Here is a 21,904-nt window from a genome sequence, read left to right as displayed (position 1 = left end):
ATTCAAGATGCCGCGATTTGCCAGCGGTAGCAGAGTGAAATAATGGGGCCATATTTATAAATAATCGGATATATATTCGTGTTTCTCCGTACAAAGCTTCACACAAGATGCGAGTGAGTTTTCTAACATATTGATTTTGCGACATATATTAACGAAATCCCATTTATCGGACCACCCTCCCAGATTCTTGACCGGCCAGAAATAATTGGACTAATCTCCTTCCTGCCTGATGCTCGCGTTGAAGACCGGCTACAGGCGCTCCTCCAGGGCCTTGAGGCGGGTGAGAACACCAACGAGTACGGCCTACACTCGCGGGCTCACATCCGAAAACGAGCAGGCCATAAAATTCGTATAACTAATTATTTGAACACGGAGACGAGATGGAAAAGCAGAACGGCTCGCTTTGGACGCGGCGACCCATTGCGATCGGCGTTTGGGTGCTTGCGAGTGCATTCGCAGGTGGCTCAATGACAGCGAAGGCGGAAGACTTGGCTGTCGACGGTTCGGCGTCTCCTGCGGCTCCAGAGACAGGATGGTTGAGGATGGGGACGTCAAAGGCGCCTGACGGCCAAACGCTCACGATCAACAACCAGTATTTGGTTAAGGACGGGAAGCCCTGGCTCCCCGTGATGGGTGAGATCCACTTTTCGCGCGTGCCCCCGGATCAATGGGACACCGAACTTGCGAAAATGAAGGCGTCCGGCATAAACGTTGTGGCCACGTACGTGATCTGGAATCATCAAGAGCCACAAAATGGGCAGTTCGAATGGACTGGCGGCAAGGACCTGAAGAAATTTGTCGAGCTGTGTGCAAAGCATGGCATGTACGCGTTCGTTCGGGTTGGTCCTTGGACACACGGAGAGGTCCGCTATGGCGGTAGTCCTGAATGGATCGTCAACCAGATGCCCACGCGATCCAATGACGCGGTTTACATCGGCTATGTGAAGCGCTACTACAACCAGATCGGAAAGCAGCTTCAAGGCCAGCTCTGGAAAGACGGTGGACCGGTCATCGGTATTCAGCTAGAAAACGAGTACAACCTGACCGGCCCGCTTCAGGGAGCAGATCACATATCCGAACTCAAAAAGCTGGCTCTGGCGGCCGGGCTTGATGTTCCGCTCTATACCGTGACCGGATGGGACAACACGGTATTCCCGCACCACGAAGTCACTCCTGTGTTTGGCGGATATCCGGACGAGCCGTGGGGGATCGATGACAAGGTGCATCCCCCGGCGGAGACCTACGTGTTCCGCTTCACGAGCCGGGTGGGCGGCAATCTGGGCGCACAGACGGAGAACAAATATAGCGGCGATGCAGACAAGGTTGTGGCGCACACGCCGTTCTTCGGCGCCGAGTTCGCTGGCGGCTTGCCTGAAATGTATCGCCGACGTCCCGTCGTCGCGCCTGACGACATTGGCTCCATGCTACCCGTGCAACTCGGTTCAGGCGTGAACCTATACGGCTATTACATGTATCACGGTGGGCACAATCCGCCGGGTCAGCTCCACCTGCAGGAATCCACCGCATCCGGTGGCTACAATGACCTACCGACGATCAATTACGATTTCCAGGCTCCGTTTGGCGCGAACGGAGAGCCCCATGCGGTTCTGGGTAAAATTCGTCCGGTGCATGCCTTCCTTGATCAGTGGGGACAAGATCTCGCGCCGATGAAAGTGGACGCGCCTGACGTTCGACCCCAATCGGTCACCGACCTGAAGTCGCCGAGATACTCGCTTCGCTCGAACGGCAGGAGTGCTTTCCTATTCGTCAATAACTATGTGCGCCAGTTCGAGATGGCGCCTCAAAAGGACGTACGTTTCGCAGTCAAGCTCGCAAATGAGACGGTCATGGTGCCATCTCAGCCGATCACCATCCCGACGGGTGCATATTTTATTTGGCCAGTCGAGATGAACCTTCATGGCGTGGCGCTTCGGTATGCGACAGCACAGCCGGTGACGAAGGTTGATACCGGCGACGGTCCGGTTTTCGTCTTCCACGAAATCAAGGCCATCCCTGCCGAGTTCTCCTTTGCGCCCGGGACAACGGTCGCTGACGCGGGTGACAACGTCAATGCGTCGGACGTTTCGGATCCAGCGCGCGTGGTCTTGCATCCCGGTGCGTTGATCCAGGTTAAATCGAACACGGGGGCAGCGGTACGGATTTTGATGCTGTCGGAGGAGCAGGCCGAGAAACTCACTGTCGTCAATGTGGGCGGGCATCGTCAACTCGTGCTCGCGGACGGGCAGCCGTTTGTGAGGGCTGGAAAGCTTGTACTGAGGACAACCTCGCCATCGGGCTTCCACTTCGGTGTGTTCCCGGCGCCCACGCACCAGGTCACCGCAAGCGCTGCCGTCGAGAAGACTGCAGCAGGCCCGGATGACAATCCACGTTTTCAGTGGTACTCCTCGGCTGTGCCGCATCCGGATCTGCACGTGAATGTTGAACAGGTGCGGCAGGCCGGCGCAGTGCCGCCGGTAGCGACTGGCGGCCCCGCGAACGCAGCCATTGAGCCCTATCCAGAGACGTTCGGCAAGGCAGCGGCGTGGAAAATTGAACTGCCGAAGAATGCGCTGGCAGGCCTTAGCAACGCGTATCTTTCAATCTCCTACGTCGGTGACGTCGGCCGCCTCTTCGCGGGGACATCGTTCATTGACGACGACTTCTACGATGGGCTGCCGTGGAATGTGGGCCTGAAGCAGCTTCCGTCCGCTATGTCCGCACCGCTGACGCTCACCGTGCTGCCGCTGCGAGACGACGCCAAGGTCTACATTGACGAAAAGTACCGCCCGAAAACGTCTGATGGCGGGCAAACGGCAGTATTGAAGGATGTGAAGCTGATTCCCGAGTTCGAACTTACAACATCGGGATACTGACGACCGGCAGGGCGGATGAAGTCCGCCCATTGCCGGCACGATCATCAGCGCAACGGCGAGGTGCGAACCCGGCTGCATCTGACGGCATGCTTGCGAGCCGGGCGTCGCACTTACGACGGTGTTTCCGACACAGATTGGTCAGTCACTTCGAAACATCTTGCTATGGGAAGTGGTGACCGCTTATTTCGCAATACTAATCATGAAGCGAATCGCACTTATTGCACTGATCGCCGCGCCTGTGTTTGCCCATGCACAAAGCAACGTGACCTTGTACGGACGGCTTGACGATGGCTTGGCGTACATAAACGGAGTTTCCAATGGAGAGGGTGGCTCGACGCATCGGTTTAGCGCCGAAAGTGGGTACATGCAGACCAGCCTTCTTGGCTTTTGGGGTACGGAGGACCTTGGCGGAGGCAACAAGGCTCTCTTTCACCTCGAGGGTGGTTTCAATGCGATGAACGGGTCTGCCGGCCTGTTTAGTCGCTGGGCGACAGTCGGACTGTCGAACGATTCCTACGGTACGCTCGTCCTGGGTCGCCAACTCTTCATCTCGAACGGCGTCTGGAGCCTCGACCCATTTGGGCAAGCCATCTGGGGATCTGCATCACTCGTTCGTGGAAGAAACTGGCCTGGTTCGAGCAACACCGTTGCGTATCAATCACCGCAGCTTGCCGGGTTCGATCTATACGGGCAGTACGCACTGTCGAACGCGACGAACTGGAATGGAAACGGCACGACCGACCAGGGGCGGCAAGCCGGATTGCAGGTCACCTATTCGTCCGCTCATGTTGTGGCGAGGATGATCTATGACGAGGTCCGCAATCCGCAAAATGGGCTCTTCGACAACGTCTTCTCATATTCTCGTGAATACACTGCCGGAGTGAACGTTCTGGTCGGAGAGCTAAAATTTCAAGGTACTTTCCAGGCGATCCGTACTTCGAATGTCACCGCAGCCGCAATGGGAACGCCCACGTCACTCGACCATGAGTGGGGGGGAGTCACCTGGCAGGCCTCCCCTGCAGCGACTGTGATCGGCGCTGTCTATCACGTGAACGGCAATAATGGCGCAGGTAATGCGACGATCTTTTCGGTCGGCGGTACGTATAGTCTCTCGAAGCGAACCATGCTTGAACTTCAGGCCGCGACGATCCGCAACAGCAAGACCGCCAACTTTGGCCTCATGCCAGACGCTCCGGGCCCTGGCGGCCCATATAACGACAATCCGCTGCCGGGCGGCAGTCAATCCGGGATTTATGCCGCGATCAACCACTCTTTCTAGCCCCGCCGTTAGGATGCCGGTTCGTTTTGTGCAGCGGGTCAACTGATCCACGCCGGGGCAGAACTAAGTTTGGTCCGGGAGAGAAAGACAAACCCTATGATCACATTCGTACTGCTAATGAATTAAGGGAACCGATCAACACTGCATTCCGTCGATGATGTAGTGGTACCGCGCGCGGAGGCAGGCAGGATGCCACTTGCACCCTGCATCTGCGGGGTTGCATACTGAATCCGCTGGTGACTGACGACCATGAATGGAAAAAATGCCGGAATATCGAATGGAACAACACAGTCTGGACATGAGTGTTAGTCGTCAGGCGGCCCTGATCGGGCTCGACTGGGGCACAACTTCGTTGCGCGCATTTCTCTTCGATAGTGCGGGCAATGTACTGGAAGCGCGAACGACCCATGCTGGCATTATGAATTTGTCGGTCAGCGCCGAAAACGGTGGCTTTGATTCGGCGTTTGAAGAAATCTGCGATGGATGGCTGGAAATGCAGCCTCGCGTGCCAGTATTGGCCGCGGGCATGGTCGGAAGCGCACAAGGTTGGGTGCAGGTCCCGTATGTGGAAACCCCAGCGGACGAAGACGCGATCGCAGCCGGAATCATGGAGGTTCGGGCTGGCTGCGGAGCGGTCGTATCGGTGGTGCCGGGAGTCTTGGAAGCAGGAATGCTGCTGAACGTGATGCGCGGCGAGGAAACGCAGATCTTTGGAGCACTGGAGGAAGTCAACTCGGAGAATTCTTGCGGGCTATTCGGACTGCCTGGCACACACGCAAAGTGGGCTGTCGTCTAAGCGCGCCGTATCGTCCGATTTCATACTTTCATGACCGGCGAATTCTACGCTGCGCTAGCATCGCACACTATCCTCGGCCGAACCATGCGGTCGCCAGCAACACCCGACACCGCAGCTTTCCTGCGTGGCGTGACCTCGGCTCGCGACAACGGGAGAGGAGGGTTACTCGCAACGGCATTCAGCGCTCGAACACTTGCATTGACGGAGCGACTCACAGCGGAGGAACAACCAGACTATCTCTCCGGAGTCGTCAATGGCCATGAACTCGCTGGACTTGAGAGCGTTCTCGCAAGCAGCGGAGTCTCATTGGCATCCACAGCGCCCAAACTGATCGGCGCGGAAGAGTTGTGTGAGCGGTACCGGCTCGCGCTTGCGCAGTTTGGATGCACTGGCACACAGGTAGTGCGGCCGGCGACAGCGCGTGGCCTGTGGCGCATAGCATCGTGCAGCGGGCTGGTGAACAGTGTTGCGGGCTGAACGGTGTGTTAGGACGGCTGAAATCGAGAGGACAAGTAACATGCGAATGGAACAGAATTTACGTGCACCGTATGAACCGAGTGCGGCTTTTACGACTGCATTTTCATCGTGCCAGCTGGTCGCGATCCTCCGCGACGTGCGACCCGCCGAGGTCGTCGCGCATGGCAGAGCAATCTACGACGCCGGATTTCGAATAATCGAGGTGCCACTGAACTCCCCTGCGGCACTAGAGAGCATTTGTGCGCTTCGGAACACGCTCCCAGCTGACGCGTTGATAGGCGCCGGAACCGTGCTTACGGTTCAACATGTCTGTGAAGTAGAAGCTGCTGGAGGTAATTTGATCGTTATGCCCCATGCCGACCCCCATGTCATCGTTGCGGCAAAGCTTCAAGGACTCGTCTGTGTACCAGGAGTGGCAACGCTGACCGAGGCGTTCGACGCGTTAAGGAACGGGCCAGACGCGCTCAAGATGTTCCCGGCGGAGCAGCTCGGTGCCGAAGTAACGAGAGCGTGGAGAGCTGTGATTCCCTCATATATCCCGCTCCTACCTGTCGGCGGCGTCAAGCCCGACAACATGGGAACGCTACTGCTCGCCGGGGCCAGCGGCTTCGGGCTCGGCTCTGCGCTGTACTGCCGCGGTCAGGACCCGGCCGCTACACGGGCGAACGCACTTGCTTTCGTCACTGGGCTGCGTGCAACGCATCGTGGTAACGAGATGCAGGGAGTCGATGCATGAGTCGCCTAAAAAACAAGGTTGCGCTAGTGACAGGTGCTGGCCGCGGCATTGGCGCGGCAATTGCACGCGCGTTCGCTGGCGAGGGCGCATCAATCGTACTTGCGGAGCTCGACGGCGCGAGCGCGGAGGCTACGGCACGCGAAATCGCGAATGACTATGCGGAGATCCAGACACTCGCAGTGCAGACGGACGTCACGCTAGCCGCATCTGTGCGCCGTGCCGTAGAAGCGGCCGAGCGCGCGTTCGGCCAGGTGGACGTGCTTGTTAACAACGCCGGTATCAACGTCTTCGCGGACCCACTTTCGATGACCGAGGAAGACTGGCGCCGTTGCTTCGCCGTGGACCTCGACGGCGTCTGGAACGGCTGCCGTGCCGTGCTGCCAGGGATGGTGGAGCGCGGTGCCGGTAGCATTATTAATATTGGCTCGACCCACTCGTTCCAGATAATTCCCGGCTGCTTTCCGTACCCGGTCGCAAAGCACGGTGTAATAGGACTTACACGCGCGCTTGCGATCGAGTACGCAGCGAAGAACGTACGCGTGAATGCGATCGCGCCGGGCTACATCGAAACGCAGCTCACGCGCGACTGTTGGAACTCTCAGCCCGATGCGGAAGCGGCTCGCAAGGCAACGCTCGATATTCCGCCGATGAAGCGTGTCGGGCAGCCAGAAGAAGTCGCGATGACTGCGGTGTTCCTCGCATCAGACGAAGCGCCTTTTATCAACGCAAGCTGCATCACGATCGACGGAGGTCGCACTGCCTTGTACCACGACTGACCGTGCGATGTGTGACGAACGGGTTTATCGGAAACCTGAAACGCCTGCGGCACTGGCGGCGGTGTTCACACCTCGACATTTCGCGCGTGAATTCTCGTCGACGAAGCTTCACCGTGCACCTATATGTACGCAGGGGATTCGCAATCGTTGAGCGCATTTACATTACATTGAAGGAATTACAGGAGATTCTCGTGAATACACAACGCAAGGGCATTATTGCCTTGGTGACCGCAGCCGCAACCATCATGATCGCTCAAGCACCCTTCGCAAAGGCAGCCGAGCCGGTCAAGATCGGCTTTCTCGTAAAACAGCCTGAGGAGCCTTGGTTCCAGGACGAGTGGAAGTTCGCAGAGATGGCCGCCAAGAAGAATGGCTTCACGCTCGTGAAGATCGCGGCGCCCTCTGGAGAGAAGATGATGAGTGCAATTGACAATCTCGCGGCTCAACAGGCTCAAGGCTTCGTGATTTGCACGCCCGATGTAAAGCTCGGGCCGGGTATCGTCGCTAAGGCCAAAGCCGACCACCTCAAAATGATGACGGTAGACGACCGCCTCGTCGACGGGGCAGGCAAGCCGATTGAGTCGGTACCTTATATGGGCATCTCTGCCTACAACATCGGAAAGCAGGCAGGAGATGGTATCGCCGCTGAAATCAAGCGGCGTGGCTGGGACATGAAAGATGTTGGCGCGATAGACGTTACCTACGAGCAGTTGCCGACCGCGCATGATCGTACCGCGGGAGCAACCGACGCACTTACGGCCGATGGCTTTCCGAGGGGTAACATCATTCAGGCGCCTCAATCCAAAACGGACGCCGAAAGCGCCTTCAATGCTGCCAACATCGCACTCACGAAGAGTCCGCAATTCAAGCACTGGATCGCCTACGGCCTGAATGACGAAGCCGTGCTTGGGGCAGTGCGCGCAGCCGAGGGCCGCGGCTTCAAGGCCGACAACATGATCGGCATCGGCATTGGCGGCTCTGACTCAGCGCTGAACGAGTTTAAGAAGCCGACGCCGACGGGCTTCTACGGTACGGTCATCACCAGCCCGAAGCGTCACGGCGAAGAAACCTCAGATCTGATGTACACGTGGATCACGCAAGGCAAGGAACCGCCGAAGGTTACGCTCACGACCGGCATGCTGGCTACGCGCGACAGCGTCAGTCTGGTGCGTCAGCAAATGGGACTTACCTCGAACTAACCGGTTTGTGAGGTGGTTTTTGAAGTATTCCGCTCCCGGCGTCGTTGGCGCACATGCATGGTATGCGTCAATCGCCGGGCGGTTCGAATGAGAGGAAACCGAAATGTCGGCGACGTTACGTTTTGACAATATCGGAAAGACGTTCCCCGGCGTGCGCGCATTAGATCGCGTATCGTTTGACGTGCGGGGCGGTGAAGTGCATGGCTTGATGGGCGAGAACGGTGCCGGCAAGTCGACACTATTGAAGATTCTCGGCGGAGAATATCAACCGGATTCCGGCCGCATACTGATGAACGGTAGCGAAGTGAAGTTCGCGGATGCCGGAGCGTCCATTGACGCTGGCGTTGCTGTGATTCATCAGGAACTCCAATACGTGCCTGACCTCACGGTCGCGGAAAATCTGCTGCTGGGCGCATTGCCCAATTCTATCGGATGGGTCAGACGAGGAGAGGCGCGTAAGTTCGTGCGGGAGCGTCTTTCAGCAATGGGTGTGGACCTGGACCCGGCAGCGAAACTGCGAAAGCTCTCGATCGCACAACGCCAGATGGTAGAAATCTGTAAGGCGCTGCTGCGAGACGCGCGCGTGATCGCGCTCGACGAACCTACCAGCTCGCTCTCACATCGCGAAACGGAGGTGCTTTTCAAGCTCGTACGCGAACTACGCGCCGACAATCGGGCACTCATCTATATCTCGCACCGCATGGACGAGATCTATGAGCTGTGTGACGCCTGCACAATCTTTCGGGATGGCCGCAAGATCGCTTCACACGAGAATCTCCAAGATGTGGCTCGCGATACGCTCGTGACGGAAATGGTGGGTCGTGAGATCAGCGACATCTACAACTATTCGCCGCGCGAACGTGGCCGCGTGCGCTTCGCCGTGCGCGGAATCGAAGGACATCCACTCAACGGAGCTGCGAGTTTCGAGGTAAAGGCGGGCGAGATCGTCGGCTTCTTCGGGCTAGTGGGCGCGGGGCGCAGCGAGCTCATGCAGCTCATCTACGGTACGCACAAGCGGCGCGCCGGCGAGATGGATCTGGATGGCAAGGCCATTCGCGTGAAGAGTCCGAGCGACGCGATCCGTCACGGCATCGTGTTGTGTCCCGAAGACCGCAAGGAACAGGGCATCGTCGCGATGGCGACCGTCTCGGAGAACATCAACATCAGTTGCCGTCGCCATTTCCTGCGTGCGGGCATGTTCCTCGATCGCAGGAAGGAAGCCGAAACGGCCGACCGTTTCATCAAGCTCCTAAAGATCAAGACGCCGAACCGTCGACAGAAGATCCGCTTTCTTTCGGGTGGCAACCAGCAAAAGGCAATTCTCTCTCGCTGGCTTGCCGAACCCGACATCAAGGTCGTAATTCTGGACGAACCTACGCGTGGTATCGACGTTGGAGCGAAGCACGAAATCTATAACGTGATCTACGCGCTCGCAGAGCGCGGGTGCGCAATCGTGATGGTTTCGTCGGAACTTCCAGAGGTTCTGGGTGTTTCGGATCGCGTCGTGATCATGCGAAACGGCCAGATTTCTGGGGAGTTGCCGCGAATTGCGGCGAACGAACATGCGGTGCTGGCGCTCGCACTGCCACAAGGCGCGCAGAACCGCGCGGCATGATGGATCGGAGATAACGAAATGCAACGAGATAAACTTGCGGCAGAAGCCGCTCACGCCACGCAAGCTGTAACGCGTGCAGCAGCAGAAGCACTGATTCCCAGCACTAGCGACAAACAGAAGTGGTGGCAGCAGGTCACCGAGTACAGCCTCATCGTAATATTCGCTGCTATGTTTATCGTGATGTCGCTGACCGTCGATCACTTCTTCTCGATCGAGAACATGCTTGGTCTGGCACTTTCCGTCTCTCAGATCGGGATGGTGGCCTGCACGATGATGTTCTGTCTCGCTTCGCGCGATTTCGACCTTTCAGTGGGATCGACAGTGGCGTTCGCCGGTGTGCTATGCGCAATGGTGCTCAATGCGACAAACAACACGTTTATCGCAATCGTCGCGGCGGTGGCTGCGGGCGCTGTGATCGGCTTCGTGAACGGCGCTGTGATCGCGTATTTGCGTATCAACGCCTTGATTACCACGCTCGCCACGATGGAAATCGTGCGCGGACTGGGTTTCATCGTCTCGCACGGGCAAGCAGTGGGAGTTTCGTCGGATGCGTTCGTCGCAATGGGCACGCTTTCGTTCTTCGGCGCGCAGTTGCCGATATGGGTGACACTCATCTGCTTCATTGTGTTTGGCGTAATGCTTAACCAGACCGTCTATGGCCGCAACACGCTTGCCATCGGTGGAAATCCGGAAGCGTCCAGGCTCGCCGGTATCAAGGTGGAGCGCACGCGCGTATGGATATTCCTGATCCAAGGCGCAGTAGCTGCACTCGCAGGCGTGATTCTGGCCTCGCGAATCACGTCGGGGCAGCCTAACGCGGCTGAGGGCTTCGAACTCAACGTCATCTCGGCGTGCGTGTTAGGCGGCGTTTCGCTGTTGGGGGGCCGCGCTACGATCTCGGGGGTGGTGATTGGCGTGCTGATCATGGGGACCGTGGAAAATGTCATGAACCTGCTGAATATCGACGCGTTCTACCAATACCTCGTGCGTGGCTCGATCCTGCTTGCAGCAGTCTTGCTTGATCAGTTGAAAAGCCGCGGTCAGCGCGACTGATCTGAACAAGGAGATGGGCGTTCCGTGGTCGACAGAAGGAGCCCCCGCTCGCCGCGGAGGCGGTGAATCTCAGTGAACGTGCCAGCCTGCCTTCCGGAGCACGCCGTTCACGAGGTCGTAGCATCAGGCAGCTGGATCGGCTAGCTGGCCTCACAGGTCATAGCCGACTTTGACGGTCCGTCACCGCGTGCTGCGTTGGCCACGTGCACGCGGGAACCGAACGGTTGAATAGAGCGGTCATGCAAACTGGCGTCGGGGGACAACTACAGGAGAGATGGATATGAATCAACGCAAAAGTTCTGAGAAGGCTATCTTTTCCTCCTGCCACAGGAATATGTGAGGCAGGTCTCGCTAGTCGCGCATCTCGCGCTGACAGTAATGCAGGGAGGAAAAAGTGATCTACATGCTTCGACCGCAAGTCGCGGGCCTGAGCTGAAGTCCAAAACACTACATCGATAATGCAAACTTCGTCTGCAGTTTCGGTCTTTCATCACGGCGCGCGGATCAAACCGCTGGACAACTGCTACCGCCAGCCACGCAATTCGGAACTCGCAGGAGGTAGTCAGCAGGCGTTTGTTTTAAAAGAAAAATTATACAGGGCCACAAGCCAGACGCGCGCTAGTCATAGGTGTGCCTAACCGGAAATCTGCACGAAAATCAAGGGCACCCCTGCCGTTATCGGCAAGTAGGAATCACGGTGCCCGGCGCTCGGCCACCAGACGATTCAGCACCGGCGGGACGTCATCCGCACGCAGGCGCTTTCCCGCTCCAGTGGCAAATGCTTCTCGGCTGAAGACGTCCACGACTGTGAGGGCTCGCAGGCGCGTGTCATCGGCCAACTGGTCCGCCAGAAAGTCCACTCTCCAGACCTCGTTAGGTCGGGTCGGCGCGCAACGCTCTCGGCGCGACAGCACCATCTTGCCTCGTTTGGGCAGCTTTGAGCGTAGTTGAAGGTGTTCTTCAACGTAAAGCCGATAAAAGCGATTGCGGCTCACCCGCTAGCCTTCGCGTTTGAGCAGCAGTGTACGCTCCGATAATCTTGCGCAAGCCACGTGGTCGATTGCGCACTTATGCTATCTCACGGCCTGTCATGCTTCCGGCGGCCGAGCGCTGGCTTAAGGCATCAGCAGGATCTTCGACCCGATCTTCCGCCGCGCCATTTCAAACCCCTCGATCGCATTGGCGAGCGGTAGGCGATGTGTGACCATCGGTGCGAGCCGTGCCTCATGACCCACCACAAAATCGCGCACTTCGGACCACGTCGCGCGTGTCGCGCGATAGGTTCCGCGAATCTGGTGGCGGTTGCGCACGAGCTTCGCTGCATCAAAGCTCACGGGATTGCCGTGGATTCCGCAGATGACGAACACGCCCGAAGGCCGCAGGCAATCAAGTCCGGTCTGCACCGTAGCTGGCACGCCAGTCGCCTCTATCACAATATCAAACTCGTTGATGTCGGTGAGCGCCTTCACCTCCGCGAGGTCGTGCATGCGCAGATCAAAAGTCTGCTCGATACCGAGCGCGCGAACCGTCTTGAGCCGGTCCTCGTCATCGTAGCCCACGACGACGACGTTCGCGCCACGCACGCTCGAGAGCAGCGCTATACCTTGCCCAATCGTGCCCGGCCCCATTACCAGCACCCGGTCGCCGGCCGCGACCTCAGCTGTCTTCACTGCGCTCATCGCAATCGAGAGCGGTTCGCCGAGCGCTGCGACTCCGAGATCGATGCCCTCCGGCAGCGTCAGACAATTCGCGGCGGGTACGCGAACCGTGCGGGCAAAGCCGCCGTCGCGCAGCATGCCGATGCCGCGGCGGTCGCGACACGCGTCCATGCGCCCGGCGCGACACGCTTCACAAACACCGCATTCGACCGACGGAATCACGACTACCGGCTGACCCATGCGGAGCATATCGACGCCGTGCCCAACCTCGAGCACGCGGCCCGAGAATTCATGGCCGATTGTCACCGGGAAGGCCGATTTCAGAAAGTCGTAGCCGCCCGACCAATCGTAGATATGCACATCGCTGCCGCAAATGCCGGCCGCCGCGACTTCTACGATCACTTCGCCGTTGGCAGGCGCGTGCGGCACGGGCACTTCGCGCAGCTCGAGCCCGAACGCGGCGGTGGTTTTCTGCAAAGCTTGCATCATGTATGTCCTGATGTGGGGTCGAAGGGAAGGGAAGCGACGGGCGCGCAATCGTGCACTGGTGCGCGCAGCAGCGATGCATCGACCTGTTCGTGACCGATGCGGAACGTGAGCGTGTACGTGTTGATCGTTGCGGGCTCGCGGGCGTGTCCGTGCGCGTCGATTGCGACTGCGATGGCAGCGTGCGCGCTACACAGCGCGGCCTCGGCGTCGCCTTCGATCAGCAATACGTGAGTAGGGTTGGCGGTCTTCGACCACTGCTTGAACGCTGACGGCACCGAGCTGCGAGCCGCACCGAGATGGACGCCGCGCACGCCTTGCAGTGCCGCGCACGCGGCGAGCAGCGAATCGGAGTGCGGTTGTGCGTCCTGGCTGCACGAGAAGCGCGCGCAGGCGAGCGCGACGGGGGGCTTCTCCTTTTCACCCGCCGCATTACCCGTCGATGCAGCCGTTTCGCAGGTCGCACGCACTACATTGCGTAGCCTCGGGCGCATCGCTGCCGACCACGGCGTTGGCCGGTCGATGACGTCGCGATATGCGACCGAATCGAACACTGTCACGTCCGCCACCTCGTAAAGCGTGAAATAGCGCGGCTGGCCGGGCGAGCCGGAGCGATAGCGGCGTCCGGCGAGAAAGCCGGGAATACCAACTCGTTCCGGCACGTGCTCGCTCGTGTGCCAGCGCTCGTAGTCCGCTTCGACGTCGGTGTCGACGTCATTCCAGAGCGCGAGAAACGCGGAGCCGGTAAGGGCCATGGGTTGAACTCCGTTTATTGAAATATCGTCAGATCGCGGGTGCTGGCGCTGGGGGCGCCTCGCGCCGTGGCATCGCGAACATGCAGGCGGCGGCGACCACGGCAGGCAAGGCGACGATCGAGAACAGGACGCCGTAGCCGAGCCCCGACGAGAGCAGGTAGCCGCCCACGGCGGAGCCGAGCATCGACCCGAAGCGGCCGATGCCGGTAGCCCAGGCCACGCCCGTTGCACGCATCGCGGTCGGGTAGAGCATCGCAGCGAGGCCATTGACGCCAACCTGCGTGCCGCTGATGCACATGCCCGCGACGAACACGAACGGCGCGGCGACGAGCGGCGTCGCATAAGCCTGACCGACGATGCAGATGGCCACGCAAGCACACAGATACGCGATGCCGAGCACGCGGTTCGGCTGGCTGCCGTCCATGATGCGCCCGATGAGCAGCCCGCCCGTCGTGCCGCCGACCGACCAAAGCGAGGTGGTGAGCGCGGCTGCCTGCATTGAGCCACCGGAATGCGTGATGATTGTCGGCAACCAGCTTGCCATGAGGAACAGCACAGAAAGGCCCATGAAGAAGGTCGCCCATAAGAGCAGTGTGCCGCGCCGGTAAGGCTGGGCAAGCAACTGGCTAACTGCCGCGCGACCAGGCTGTGCTTCGAGCGCGACGAAGCGTGTGCCCGCCTTGAGCGTACCGCCCGCGACGCGCTTGCCGAGAGTGAACAGTGCCGATTCGCGCTCGGGACGGCGCAGCGCGAGATAGCGCATCGATTCGGGCAGCAACAGCCAGAGCACTGCGAGCAGCAGAAGCGGCACGCCGCCGCCGATCGCGAGCATCGCGTGCCAGCCGAAGCGCGGAATGACCTGCGAGGCCATGACGCCGCCAAACGCCGAGCCGAGTGAGTTGCCGCACAGCATCACCGTGATCAGCGTGAGCCGCTGGCGCGCGGGCACGAATTCGGCCGTGAGCGTGACGGCGGTCGGCGTCGCGCCGCCAATGCCCACGCCCGCAAGTACGCGCAGCGCAGAGAGCTCTGCGACATTGGTGGCGAAAAGGCTTGCCAGTGTCGCGACTCCAAAGCACGCGACGGAGGCGAGCATCACCGGGCGGCGGCCGTAGCGATCGGCCAGCGGACCGAAGATCAGCGACCCCGACATCATGCCGACCAGGCCGGAAAGAAAGATCGGCGCGAGCTGGGTCACGGTGAGGCCCCATTCGGCGCGCACCGAAGGGGCGATATACGCGGCGAGCCCGATGTCGATGCCGTCGATCGCGACGGTCAGGAAGCACAGGACGATCACGAGCGTCTGGCAGCGGCTCACGGGCCGCTCGTCGATGAACGACTGCACGTCGGTCTGACGCGCGGCGTCCGCCTGGTGGGATCGTGTCACGAGAAGTCTCCTTGTTGTTTTGCGTCCGCTCAGAACATGTGGCGCAGGCCGAAGCGCACCGCACTCTGGTTCGCGCCGCTTGACGGCGACAGGCCGAACAGGTTCGCAACCGCTTCGTGACCGGTCGAATCGATGCCGCTCGCGTGCTGCCAAATGCCGATGCCGTAGAGGTAGGTCGACTTCGACAGGGAGTACGCGCCGCCCAGCGACGCGGTGCGATAGCGACTGCCCGGCGCGACGCTGTACTGAAACGCGGTGCCCAGCATCCACGCGGGCGTGAGGTTGAACGAGTACGTGAGCTGGTAGTCGTTGAACGCGGCGTTTGGCGGCGCGGACGGGTTCGACTTAGTACGCACGATGTCGAGGAAGCGGATGTTGTCGTACAGGAACGCGATCTGCGAACGCCCCCAAACATAGCGCGCACCGCCGCCCGCGACCTGCTGGCTCACCGCCGTCACATAGTTCGCGAAGATCGGGTTCGTGACCGGATTCGCGAACGTCGCGCCCGCAACCGGCGCCGCGCTCGCTCCGTAGATTGAAGTCGCCGGGTTGCGCATGTTCATGTATGCGGCCGCGAGCGTCAGGCCCGCGTTCGAATACTGCCCACCGAAGCCATACACGCGATTCTGTGAAAAGTCGCCGGGCGTACCGCCGAGGCTGAGCATTGCGCTACCGTTGAAGCCATGCCAGACGGGCGTCTCGTACTTGATCACGTTGCTGATCTTGTTGTAGTTCCACGAGCCGTCTATGTCGCCGAGCGGCGCGCCCAGCCCGCCCGCGACGATCGCGCTCGTACTGAGCGGCACGAAGTAGTCGTTCGTCATCGAGTACTGGCGGCCGAGCCAGACGTTGCCCGAGTTGCCGCTCAAGCCGACATAGGCCTGACGCCCGAACAGCGTGTTCGCGGGCTGCGCCGCACCAGTTTCGATGCTGAAACCTGATTCAAGCACGAAGATCGCCTTCAGATTGTCGCCGAGGTCTTCGACGCCGCGCAGCCCCCATTTGTCGCCCGCACGGCCGCCACTGTAGGTCTGCCACGCGGTCTTGCCACCCTGATTGCTGGACCACGTGAGTGCGCTGTCTACTGCGCCGTACAAGGTCACGCTGCTCTGCGCATTCGCCGTCGCGCACAAGGCCAACGGCACATAGGCCACCCATTTTCTCAAAACTGTCTCCTCGCTTGCTGGGTCGCGCGGCGCGCGCCCGTCTTGTGATGCGGCGCGTCGCCGATTCGATCGAACGCGTCCGTGGGCGAGATGGTCCGCGAAACCGCACGCGGGAAACAGCAGCAATCGGGAACTTCAGAACACGCTTTTCGGAAAGGATCGCGCCACGGGTCCGCGTAGCGAGGCGGCGTGGTTACAGGTAGGCGTCGTCTTCGAGCAGTTCGCCGAGCCCGCGTGTCAGATGGTCGAGCAGGGCGCGAAACACCTTTGGATTACTGTGGCCCGCGGGGCGCAGCACCTTGATCCAGAAGTCCGGCAGCGCAAAGCCTGCGAGGATCTGCACGAGATCGCCCGCCTGCACGCTGGAGCGCGAGCGATAGCGCGGGAGCACTGCAATGCCAAGCCCGTCCACGGCGGCGCGATGCATGGCGTCGATGTCGTTCGTCGAGAACGCCCCGTTAACGGCCACGTCGATAAGCCCGCCCGACTCCGGCTCAACGAAGCTCCAAGTACCGGATGGAGTCAGGTACGAATAGCGCAGGCAGCGATGCGAGGCGAGTTCGGACGGGTGCGCGGGATTGCCATGGCGGCCCAGATACGCTGGCGACGCGTAGACGAGGCGCTTGAACGGGCAAAGCGGAAATTCCTCGACGCCGTCATAGGACACGGGCAGGCCAGAGATGACGAAATCGAAACCCTCGACCACGGGGTCGACTGGCCGGTTTGTCAGCTGCAGCTCGACGTCGACCTTCGGATGTTCGCGGAAGAAGTCGTTGAATATCGTGCCGAGAAAATGATTCGTGAAAGACGAAGGTGCCTTGATGCGCAGGCGGCCGGTCAGATGCGAGCCGTCGTCGTCAGGGCTGCACATCATCCGCTCGTACGCGGCGAGGAAGTCGCGAGCCCGCACGACGGTGTCGCGCCCACTTGCCGTCAGATGCAGACTGCGCGTCGTGCGCTGGAACAGCAGCAGGCCGAGTTCCTTTTCGAGCGCGCTGACGCGCTTGGTCACGACCGATGGCGCGAGGTTTAGCCGCAATGCCGCGCCCGCGAAACTGCCGACTTCCGCAACCGCAAGGAACACACGCGCGTTTTCGACGCTATCCATCCTGTCTCCTTTTGGCGTCGAATGTGCCTGGTTTTTTGGGGCGGGCTGTGTGGTTGCCCGAACGGTCGATATTTTCACATATACGGCAATCGCTGTCTGGACGGCTCTGATGTGATGGACGACTCCCGCTACCCAGCGAGGGGTTTATGCCAAAGTGGAGAAGTCGTGACGTCCACGGCAAAGGAGCGTTCATCATGAATATAGTGACTGTTGGACTGGATCTGGCCAAGAGCGTGATGCAGGTTCACGCAGTGAATTCGCAAGGCGAAATCGTTGTACGTAAGACGCGCGGATGTACTTCGGATTGCCACGCTAGAACCGTGTGTAATCGGCATGGAAGCGTGCACCTCGTCGCACTACTGGGGCCGCGAGCTCACCAAGCTCGGACACACGTTCGGCTGATCGCCCCGCAGTTCGTCCGGCCTTACGTAAAGAGCAACAAGACCGACGCGGCCGACGCCGAAGCAATCTGCGAGGCGATAACACAACCGAACATGCGCTTTGTACCGCTCAAGACGCAGGCGCAACTGATAGTGCTGTCGCTGCATCGCGCACGCGCCGGCCTGGTCAAGCCACGCACAGCACTTGCCAACCAGATCCGCGGGCTTCTTGGGGTGACTTTGATTTCCGTACAAATCTCCGGCCAGACGCACCCAAGCCAGCCATGGGTTCACCTTCTGCCCCCAGATAAAAATCGTGCAAAATCAGTTGGTTGCTGTCTACCCGCGCGCACTAGAACGCGTCAAAGCTCTTTGTAAGCCGCGCAAACTGTCAGATGACGAGATAGGCGCTTATTCGGCTTGGCCCGACACCGCCGAACCGCAGTTCGTCGTGTGCCTCATGATCTTACGTTGAGTCGATTCCAACATCGTCGGCGATCGTGCGCGGAATACGATAGCCTCTAGTCCATTCCGAGCAACGAAGCGATCCGCACAGACGAAGGATGGTCCCGTGCAGACGAACGTGGTGATACATAAAATTAGTATTCCTAATATTATTTTACATAAATCAAATGATCGCACTTTTATTAATTAATGCAATCCTAATTAAAGTAGAAACTCAATCGATTCAAGGAGTGAAGACGTGGCCGACGGCTCGATTTGCGAGAGAAGCACGACCCGGCTCTGACAATGAAGAGCCTCGTTGATCGTCTCATGGTGGCGTGCCCATCAGCGCCACGCCGAGGAACGCCACAACGGAGAGCGAGAACGTGGACAGGCCAATAAAGATCAACAGATTCATTTCTTCGGTGCATGGTAGCCTTACTGCGCGATAGTACTTCGAGCGCGCTTAGGCGTTGCTTAGGGGCTGCGAGGGCGGCGGCAGTTTTCGCGACTCTGTCGCGAAGGCTAACGCGCGCCTCCGACGTTGAACGGAGCGGCTATTCTTAATCGCGCCAGTTCGAGCCGTTTTGCTTTTCGCGCCAAAATCGCCTAGGGTTGACCACTACACGGCATCAACGGTGCCGAGAAAATCTCCTCGGCACCTGAGCGCGGTCTTCGGGTTCGGAGCCGGGCGAAAGGTCGGTGAGAGTGGCGCATTCAACCGGTCGATCCGATTCGGTGCCCATGAACTTCCGCGTCTGACCACTATGCGGCAGGGGCGGCCGTCGAGAAGTGGCGGTTTTAAGGCACCGAAACTGGGTTAATTGCCATCTATGGGCGGCTGCGTCGGGCATCAGGCGGCTAAAACATCGGATCCCTTCTCTCGGATCATATGAAGAAAGCACGGCCCGTCGCTGGATAGCCCGGATTGTTGGCGGATCATCAAAGCATCAAATCGCATGGCGATCTTCGCCCACCGGGCCTATGCTGCACAGGTACGAAGTCGCGAGCACGATTTGTGCCGCTGCAATTGAGAGTCATTCAACGTTTCATCTGCGAATCCCCGTGCTGAAGCCAGAAGACACGCTCGCATTCGACACTGCGGTCGCTGAACTGAACAAGGCAACTCAGGACCTGCAGCGCCTGGAGCATGACCCAACAACGTCCCTCGCTGGGCTCGCGAGGGCGCACGACCGTTATTACCTGTCCCGGCTGGAATGGCTGCGCCGTGAGTGCCAGTTACGTGCGTCAGCAGCGCATCCAGTACCGAAGTTACCGCCGGGCGCCGGTCCAACTGTGATTGTCAGCCACGACAAGTGGGTCCGGGACTCTTTAGCCGTTCTGCTCGGGGTAAAGGGTTACGGGCGGTCGAAGGCACGCGGCTTTGACACCTGGCATGAAGCCTGGCTTGAACCGTCCCAACTGATCGTGCTCGACGTTTCACTATTTTCTCGCGGCGCCTCCGCGTTGCTGGTCGAGGGCTTTAATGTCGGCATCAAAAGACCACACATCATCGCGCTGGTGTGGCCGCAGGACGCGCTGAGTTTCACTGGCAAGGTTGACGAGGTTGTCGCCAAACCACTGGTCCTCAGTGAACTGCTAGACGCGATAGACAGAATCATTGCCGCGGCTACGCCGCCAAACGCATCACGAATGACTGCCGACCGCAGTGCGCCAGGAGCAGCAGCGTCATAGGCGACACGATGGTCCCTGCACCAAATGTATGGCAACGGTCTCAGGAAGAGCGGGCACAACATTGCCGCGTGCGAATGGGCCAGTGCGACTAGCGCCTCAGGACTCGCCCGGGAAAACGCGTGATCTCTCGCGGCGGGCAAAGAGCAGCGCGAAGCCTTATGGTCTGACGATGCGAATCGCGAAATCAATCTGGTCTCAGACGAAATGGCTACCGCGCACAGTTCCTGAACGCAGCGAAGACCTGGAAGGAGCGCGAAGAGGGCGAGACGCGCGCCGACAGCGACGACATGCTGATCTTCGAATACGCCCGCCACCTGCTCGATGAAGCAGGTAGTCGCTCATCGTTTTCTATGGGAGTTCGGTTACCTGTTCGGATACATCTTTTGCTTATTACCGCGGCTCGGAATTTGCGAGTCGAACGACATCTATCCGTAAATCTTCCATGCGGCGGAGAAGGAGATGCCATGAATGAGCGAACCGTTTACATAGGCACGCAGGAATACAAGGTGACTGCTGTGTCGAGCGGCTTGGGGCGCTGGATTGCGCGCATCGTCCATACTGACCACTCGGCTTACCCGATCACCATGGACGTTGCCGATGTTCGTGGTGAATACGGCACGGTTGAAGAGACCCTTGACTCTGGCATCCGTCTTTGCGAGCACATCGCGAAACGCTTCGCGATGCAATGACTGCGCGGCGGCCCCGCGTCGAACATACGTTCACCCCGCTGCGTGCTGTTGACCTGCCATATGCACGATTGCGTGAACAACGTTCATGTCGCGTCTCATTGCATACCATCCTGTGCGGCACGCGTTGCCACACGCCCTGCAGCACCATCTGCAGAGAGTGTAGACTGTGTTTGCTCGGCGGTTTCCGAACCTTCAATGAGGGACGCATTGCCATTTTTGCCATCCCGGACATGCGTCGGCACCCCATAGAGAGGCGGCAGATCGTCGAGCCATGCCTGCTCGCTGCCCGACCACATCTTGCGCAGCATCGTGGGAAAGCGCAGATCGAAGCACTCAGCACTCGCAGCTGCAGCAGGGGCGACTGGGGCGGCGTCGAGCATTCCATCCCGCAGTGGCGGGCACCATCCCTTCGCGCTGGTGCATGACACGGCGGCATCAACGCCAGCCGCGAGCATTGCGCGTATAGGCTTCGTCGGGACCAGTTTCGAGCCTTGCAACCCTTGCGCCGCATCGGAAGGGGCGAGTGCGGCGAGAATCGTGTGCTTGTCCGCCGATTTGTTCATGTGAATGTCTCCCCAGCCATTGGCGCTTTTGGAGAGTTCGCGTAGATTGCTCAAGAGCTTGTCGCCAAGTTGTTTCGTCTCCATTGTTTTCCCCGTGCTCGCTCGTCTCAGTGTGGGTTTGCGATTTCCATGGCGCGTGACTAAATTTGCATTTCAGACGCGATTACTCCATGGAATAGAACCAATGAGCTACTCGCTCGAATACAGGGGTTTTCTGATCGACTACACGCCGATTGAGGTCGAGCGTTGCGTTTTTGGCGCTCAGTGGACCATCAGAAGAAATGACGCTCCGATTGAAGCATTGCCGTTTTCCAGTGGGGACCTTGGATTCCGCGGCGCCGTCGATGAGATGGCGGAAATCGCGAAAAGGGAAGCTATGAGATGGATCAATCAAATGGATCAAACGGATAAGCTGAGCGATCGCAACTGCGAATGATTTAGGTTCCATTGTTTCGTATCCGTCGTATCATCGTTATCAGCCGGTTACCGGATCGCCTGGCGACAGCGTTTTAGGGATTTGGGTATGCTTCCTTGGCTCCCGCAATCTTCGGAGGCGCGCAACATGGAAGCAGACGATCTGCAGGCCGCGTACGATGCTTTCGTCGTGGCGAGAGGCAAATTCGAAGACCAGTCGAATGCAATTGCTCGTGGAGATTCGAGCGATACCGAATTGCTTTTGCAACTGCTCGGTGAACTCAACTTTGCGCAACTGTGCTTCTCGGCTCTCGCGGCGCATATCCCGGCGGAGAAAAGAGAGTCGTGACATTTG

General features: G+C 59.3%; 18 protein-coding genes and 2 pseudogenes. 13 read left to right on the top strand and 7 right to left on the bottom strand.

What is annotated here, in order from left to right; genetic code table 11:
- Positions 1 to 380: 380 nt before the first annotated feature.
- The 8 genes and pseudogenes from VSR72_RS21900 (at position 381) to araH (ending at position 10,804) form a co-directional block, all read left to right on the top strand.
- Complete coding sequence (locus VSR72_RS21900; RefSeq protein ID WP_342954416.1) at positions 381 to 2,873, top strand: beta-galactosidase; 2,493 nt, start codon at positions 381 to 383, stop codon at positions 2,871 to 2,873.
- A 199-nt stretch (positions 2,874 to 3,072) separates the two neighbouring features.
- Complete coding sequence (locus VSR72_RS21895) at positions 3,073 to 4,152, top strand: porin (RefSeq protein WP_342954415.1); 1,080 nt, start codon at positions 3,073 to 3,075, stop codon at positions 4,150 to 4,152.
- Positions 4,153 to 4,468: 316 nt separating this feature from the next.
- Positions 4,469 to 5,425: pseudogene (locus VSR72_RS21890) on the top strand (2-dehydro-3-deoxygalactonokinase); the annotation flags it as partial.
- 40 nt (positions 5,426 to 5,465) lie between these two features.
- Positions 5,466 to 6,161, top strand: coding sequence for a 2-dehydro-3-deoxy-6-phosphogalactonate aldolase (locus VSR72_RS21885; protein ID WP_342954414.1), 696 nt, complete (start codon positions 5,466 to 5,468; stop codon positions 6,159 to 6,161).
- Positions 6,158 to 6,937 carry an SDR family oxidoreductase gene (locus VSR72_RS21880; protein ID WP_342954413.1) on the top strand — a complete coding sequence of 260 codons (780 nt, stop codon included), beginning with the start codon at positions 6,158 to 6,160 and terminating at the stop codon, positions 6,935 to 6,937. Before VSR72_RS21885 ends, VSR72_RS21880 begins: the two co-directional genes overlap by 4 nt.
- Positions 6,938 to 7,182: 245 nt before the next feature.
- Positions 7,183 to 8,136, top strand: a complete 954-nt coding sequence (locus VSR72_RS21875; RefSeq protein ID WP_342954431.1) for an arabinose ABC transporter substrate-binding protein — start codon at positions 7,183 to 7,185, stop codon at positions 8,134 to 8,136.
- A 103-nt stretch (positions 8,137 to 8,239) separates the two neighbouring features.
- Complete coding sequence (gene araG, locus VSR72_RS21870; protein WP_342954412.1) at positions 8,240 to 9,751, top strand: L-arabinose ABC transporter ATP-binding protein AraG; 1,512 nt, start codon at positions 8,240 to 8,242, stop codon at positions 9,749 to 9,751.
- An 18-nt stretch (positions 9,752 to 9,769) separates the two neighbouring features.
- Positions 9,770 to 10,804 carry an L-arabinose ABC transporter permease AraH gene (araH, locus tag VSR72_RS21865; protein ID WP_342954411.1) on the top strand — a complete coding sequence of 345 codons (1,035 nt, stop codon included), beginning with the start codon at positions 9,770 to 9,772 and terminating at the stop codon, positions 10,802 to 10,804.
- 695 nt (positions 10,805 to 11,499) lie between these two features.
- Here araH and VSR72_RS21860 read toward each other — a convergent pair.
- From VSR72_RS21860 to VSR72_RS21835, 6 genes and pseudogenes are all read right to left on the bottom strand, one after another.
- Positions 11,500 to 11,887: pseudogene (locus VSR72_RS21860) on the bottom strand (DDE-type integrase/transposase/recombinase); the annotation flags it as partial.
- 32 nt (positions 11,888 to 11,919) lie between these two features.
- Entirely contained in the window at positions 11,920 to 12,951 is a 1,032-nt protein-coding gene (locus VSR72_RS21855) for an alcohol dehydrogenase catalytic domain-containing protein (protein ID WP_342954410.1), read from the bottom strand.
- Positions 12,948 to 13,703, bottom strand: coding sequence for a hypothetical protein (locus tag VSR72_RS21850; protein WP_342954409.1), 756 nt, complete (start codon positions 13,701 to 13,703; stop codon positions 12,948 to 12,950). Before VSR72_RS21850 ends, VSR72_RS21855 begins: the two co-directional genes overlap by 4 nt.
- 28 nt (positions 13,704 to 13,731) lie before the next feature.
- Positions 13,732 to 15,090 (bottom strand): MFS transporter, encoded by a 1,359-nt coding sequence (locus VSR72_RS21845; RefSeq protein WP_342954408.1) that lies wholly within the window; start codon positions 15,088 to 15,090, stop codon positions 13,732 to 13,734.
- A gap of 29 nt (positions 15,091 to 15,119) precedes the next feature.
- Positions 15,120 to 16,256 (bottom strand): porin, encoded by a 1,137-nt coding sequence (locus tag VSR72_RS21840; protein WP_342954407.1) that lies wholly within the window; start codon positions 16,254 to 16,256, stop codon positions 15,120 to 15,122.
- Between the two features lie 193 nt (positions 16,257 to 16,449).
- A complete protein-coding gene (locus VSR72_RS21835) occupies positions 16,450 to 17,364 on the bottom strand; it encodes a LysR family transcriptional regulator (RefSeq protein WP_342954406.1) in 915 nt (304 codons plus the stop codon).
- 194 nt (positions 17,365 to 17,558) lie between these two features.
- On the opposite strand from VSR72_RS21835, the gene VSR72_RS21830 reads away from it, so the two are divergent.
- The 3 genes from VSR72_RS21830 to VSR72_RS21820 all read left to right on the top strand — a co-directional run bounded on the left by VSR72_RS21830 (position 17,559) and on the right by VSR72_RS21820 (position 20,572).
- Positions 17,559 to 18,122 carry a transposase gene (locus tag VSR72_RS21830; protein WP_342954405.1) on the top strand — a complete coding sequence of 188 codons (564 nt, stop codon included), beginning with the start codon at positions 17,559 to 17,561 and terminating at the stop codon, positions 18,120 to 18,122.
- 1,131 nt (positions 18,123 to 19,253) lie between these two features.
- Entirely contained in the window at positions 19,254 to 19,883 is a 630-nt protein-coding gene (locus VSR72_RS21825) for a response regulator receiver protein (RefSeq protein WP_342954404.1), read from the top strand.
- Between the two features lie 464 nt (positions 19,884 to 20,347).
- Positions 20,348 to 20,572 (top strand): hypothetical protein, encoded by a 225-nt coding sequence (locus tag VSR72_RS21820; RefSeq protein ID WP_342954403.1) that lies wholly within the window; start codon positions 20,348 to 20,350, stop codon positions 20,570 to 20,572.
- Between the two features lie 95 nt (positions 20,573 to 20,667).
- Here VSR72_RS21820 and VSR72_RS21815 read toward each other — a convergent pair whose 3' ends face one another.
- On the bottom strand, positions 20,668 to 21,219 hold the full coding sequence (locus VSR72_RS21815) for a hypothetical protein (RefSeq protein WP_342954402.1): 552 nt from the start codon (positions 21,217 to 21,219) through the stop codon (positions 20,668 to 20,670).
- Between the two features lie 100 nt (positions 21,220 to 21,319).
- Here VSR72_RS21815 and VSR72_RS21810 point away from each other — a divergent pair, with 100 nt between their 5' ends.
- Complete coding sequence (locus VSR72_RS21810) at positions 21,320 to 21,571, top strand: hypothetical protein (protein WP_342954401.1); 252 nt, start codon at positions 21,320 to 21,322, stop codon at positions 21,569 to 21,571.
- A 126-nt stretch (positions 21,572 to 21,697) separates the two neighbouring features.
- A complete protein-coding gene (locus VSR72_RS21805; protein WP_342954400.1) occupies positions 21,698 to 21,898 on the top strand; it encodes a hypothetical protein in 201 nt (66 codons plus the stop codon).
- Positions 21,899 to 21,904 lie beyond the last annotated feature (6 nt).

The sequence above is a fragment of the Paraburkholderia sp. JHI869 genome (assembly GCF_038900775.1).
Classification (GTDB): domain Bacteria; phylum Pseudomonadota; class Gammaproteobacteria; order Burkholderiales; family Burkholderiaceae; genus Paraburkholderia.
The sequence above is the reverse complement of the archived record's forward strand: the minus strand, read 5'-3'. Positions and strand labels throughout refer to the sequence as shown.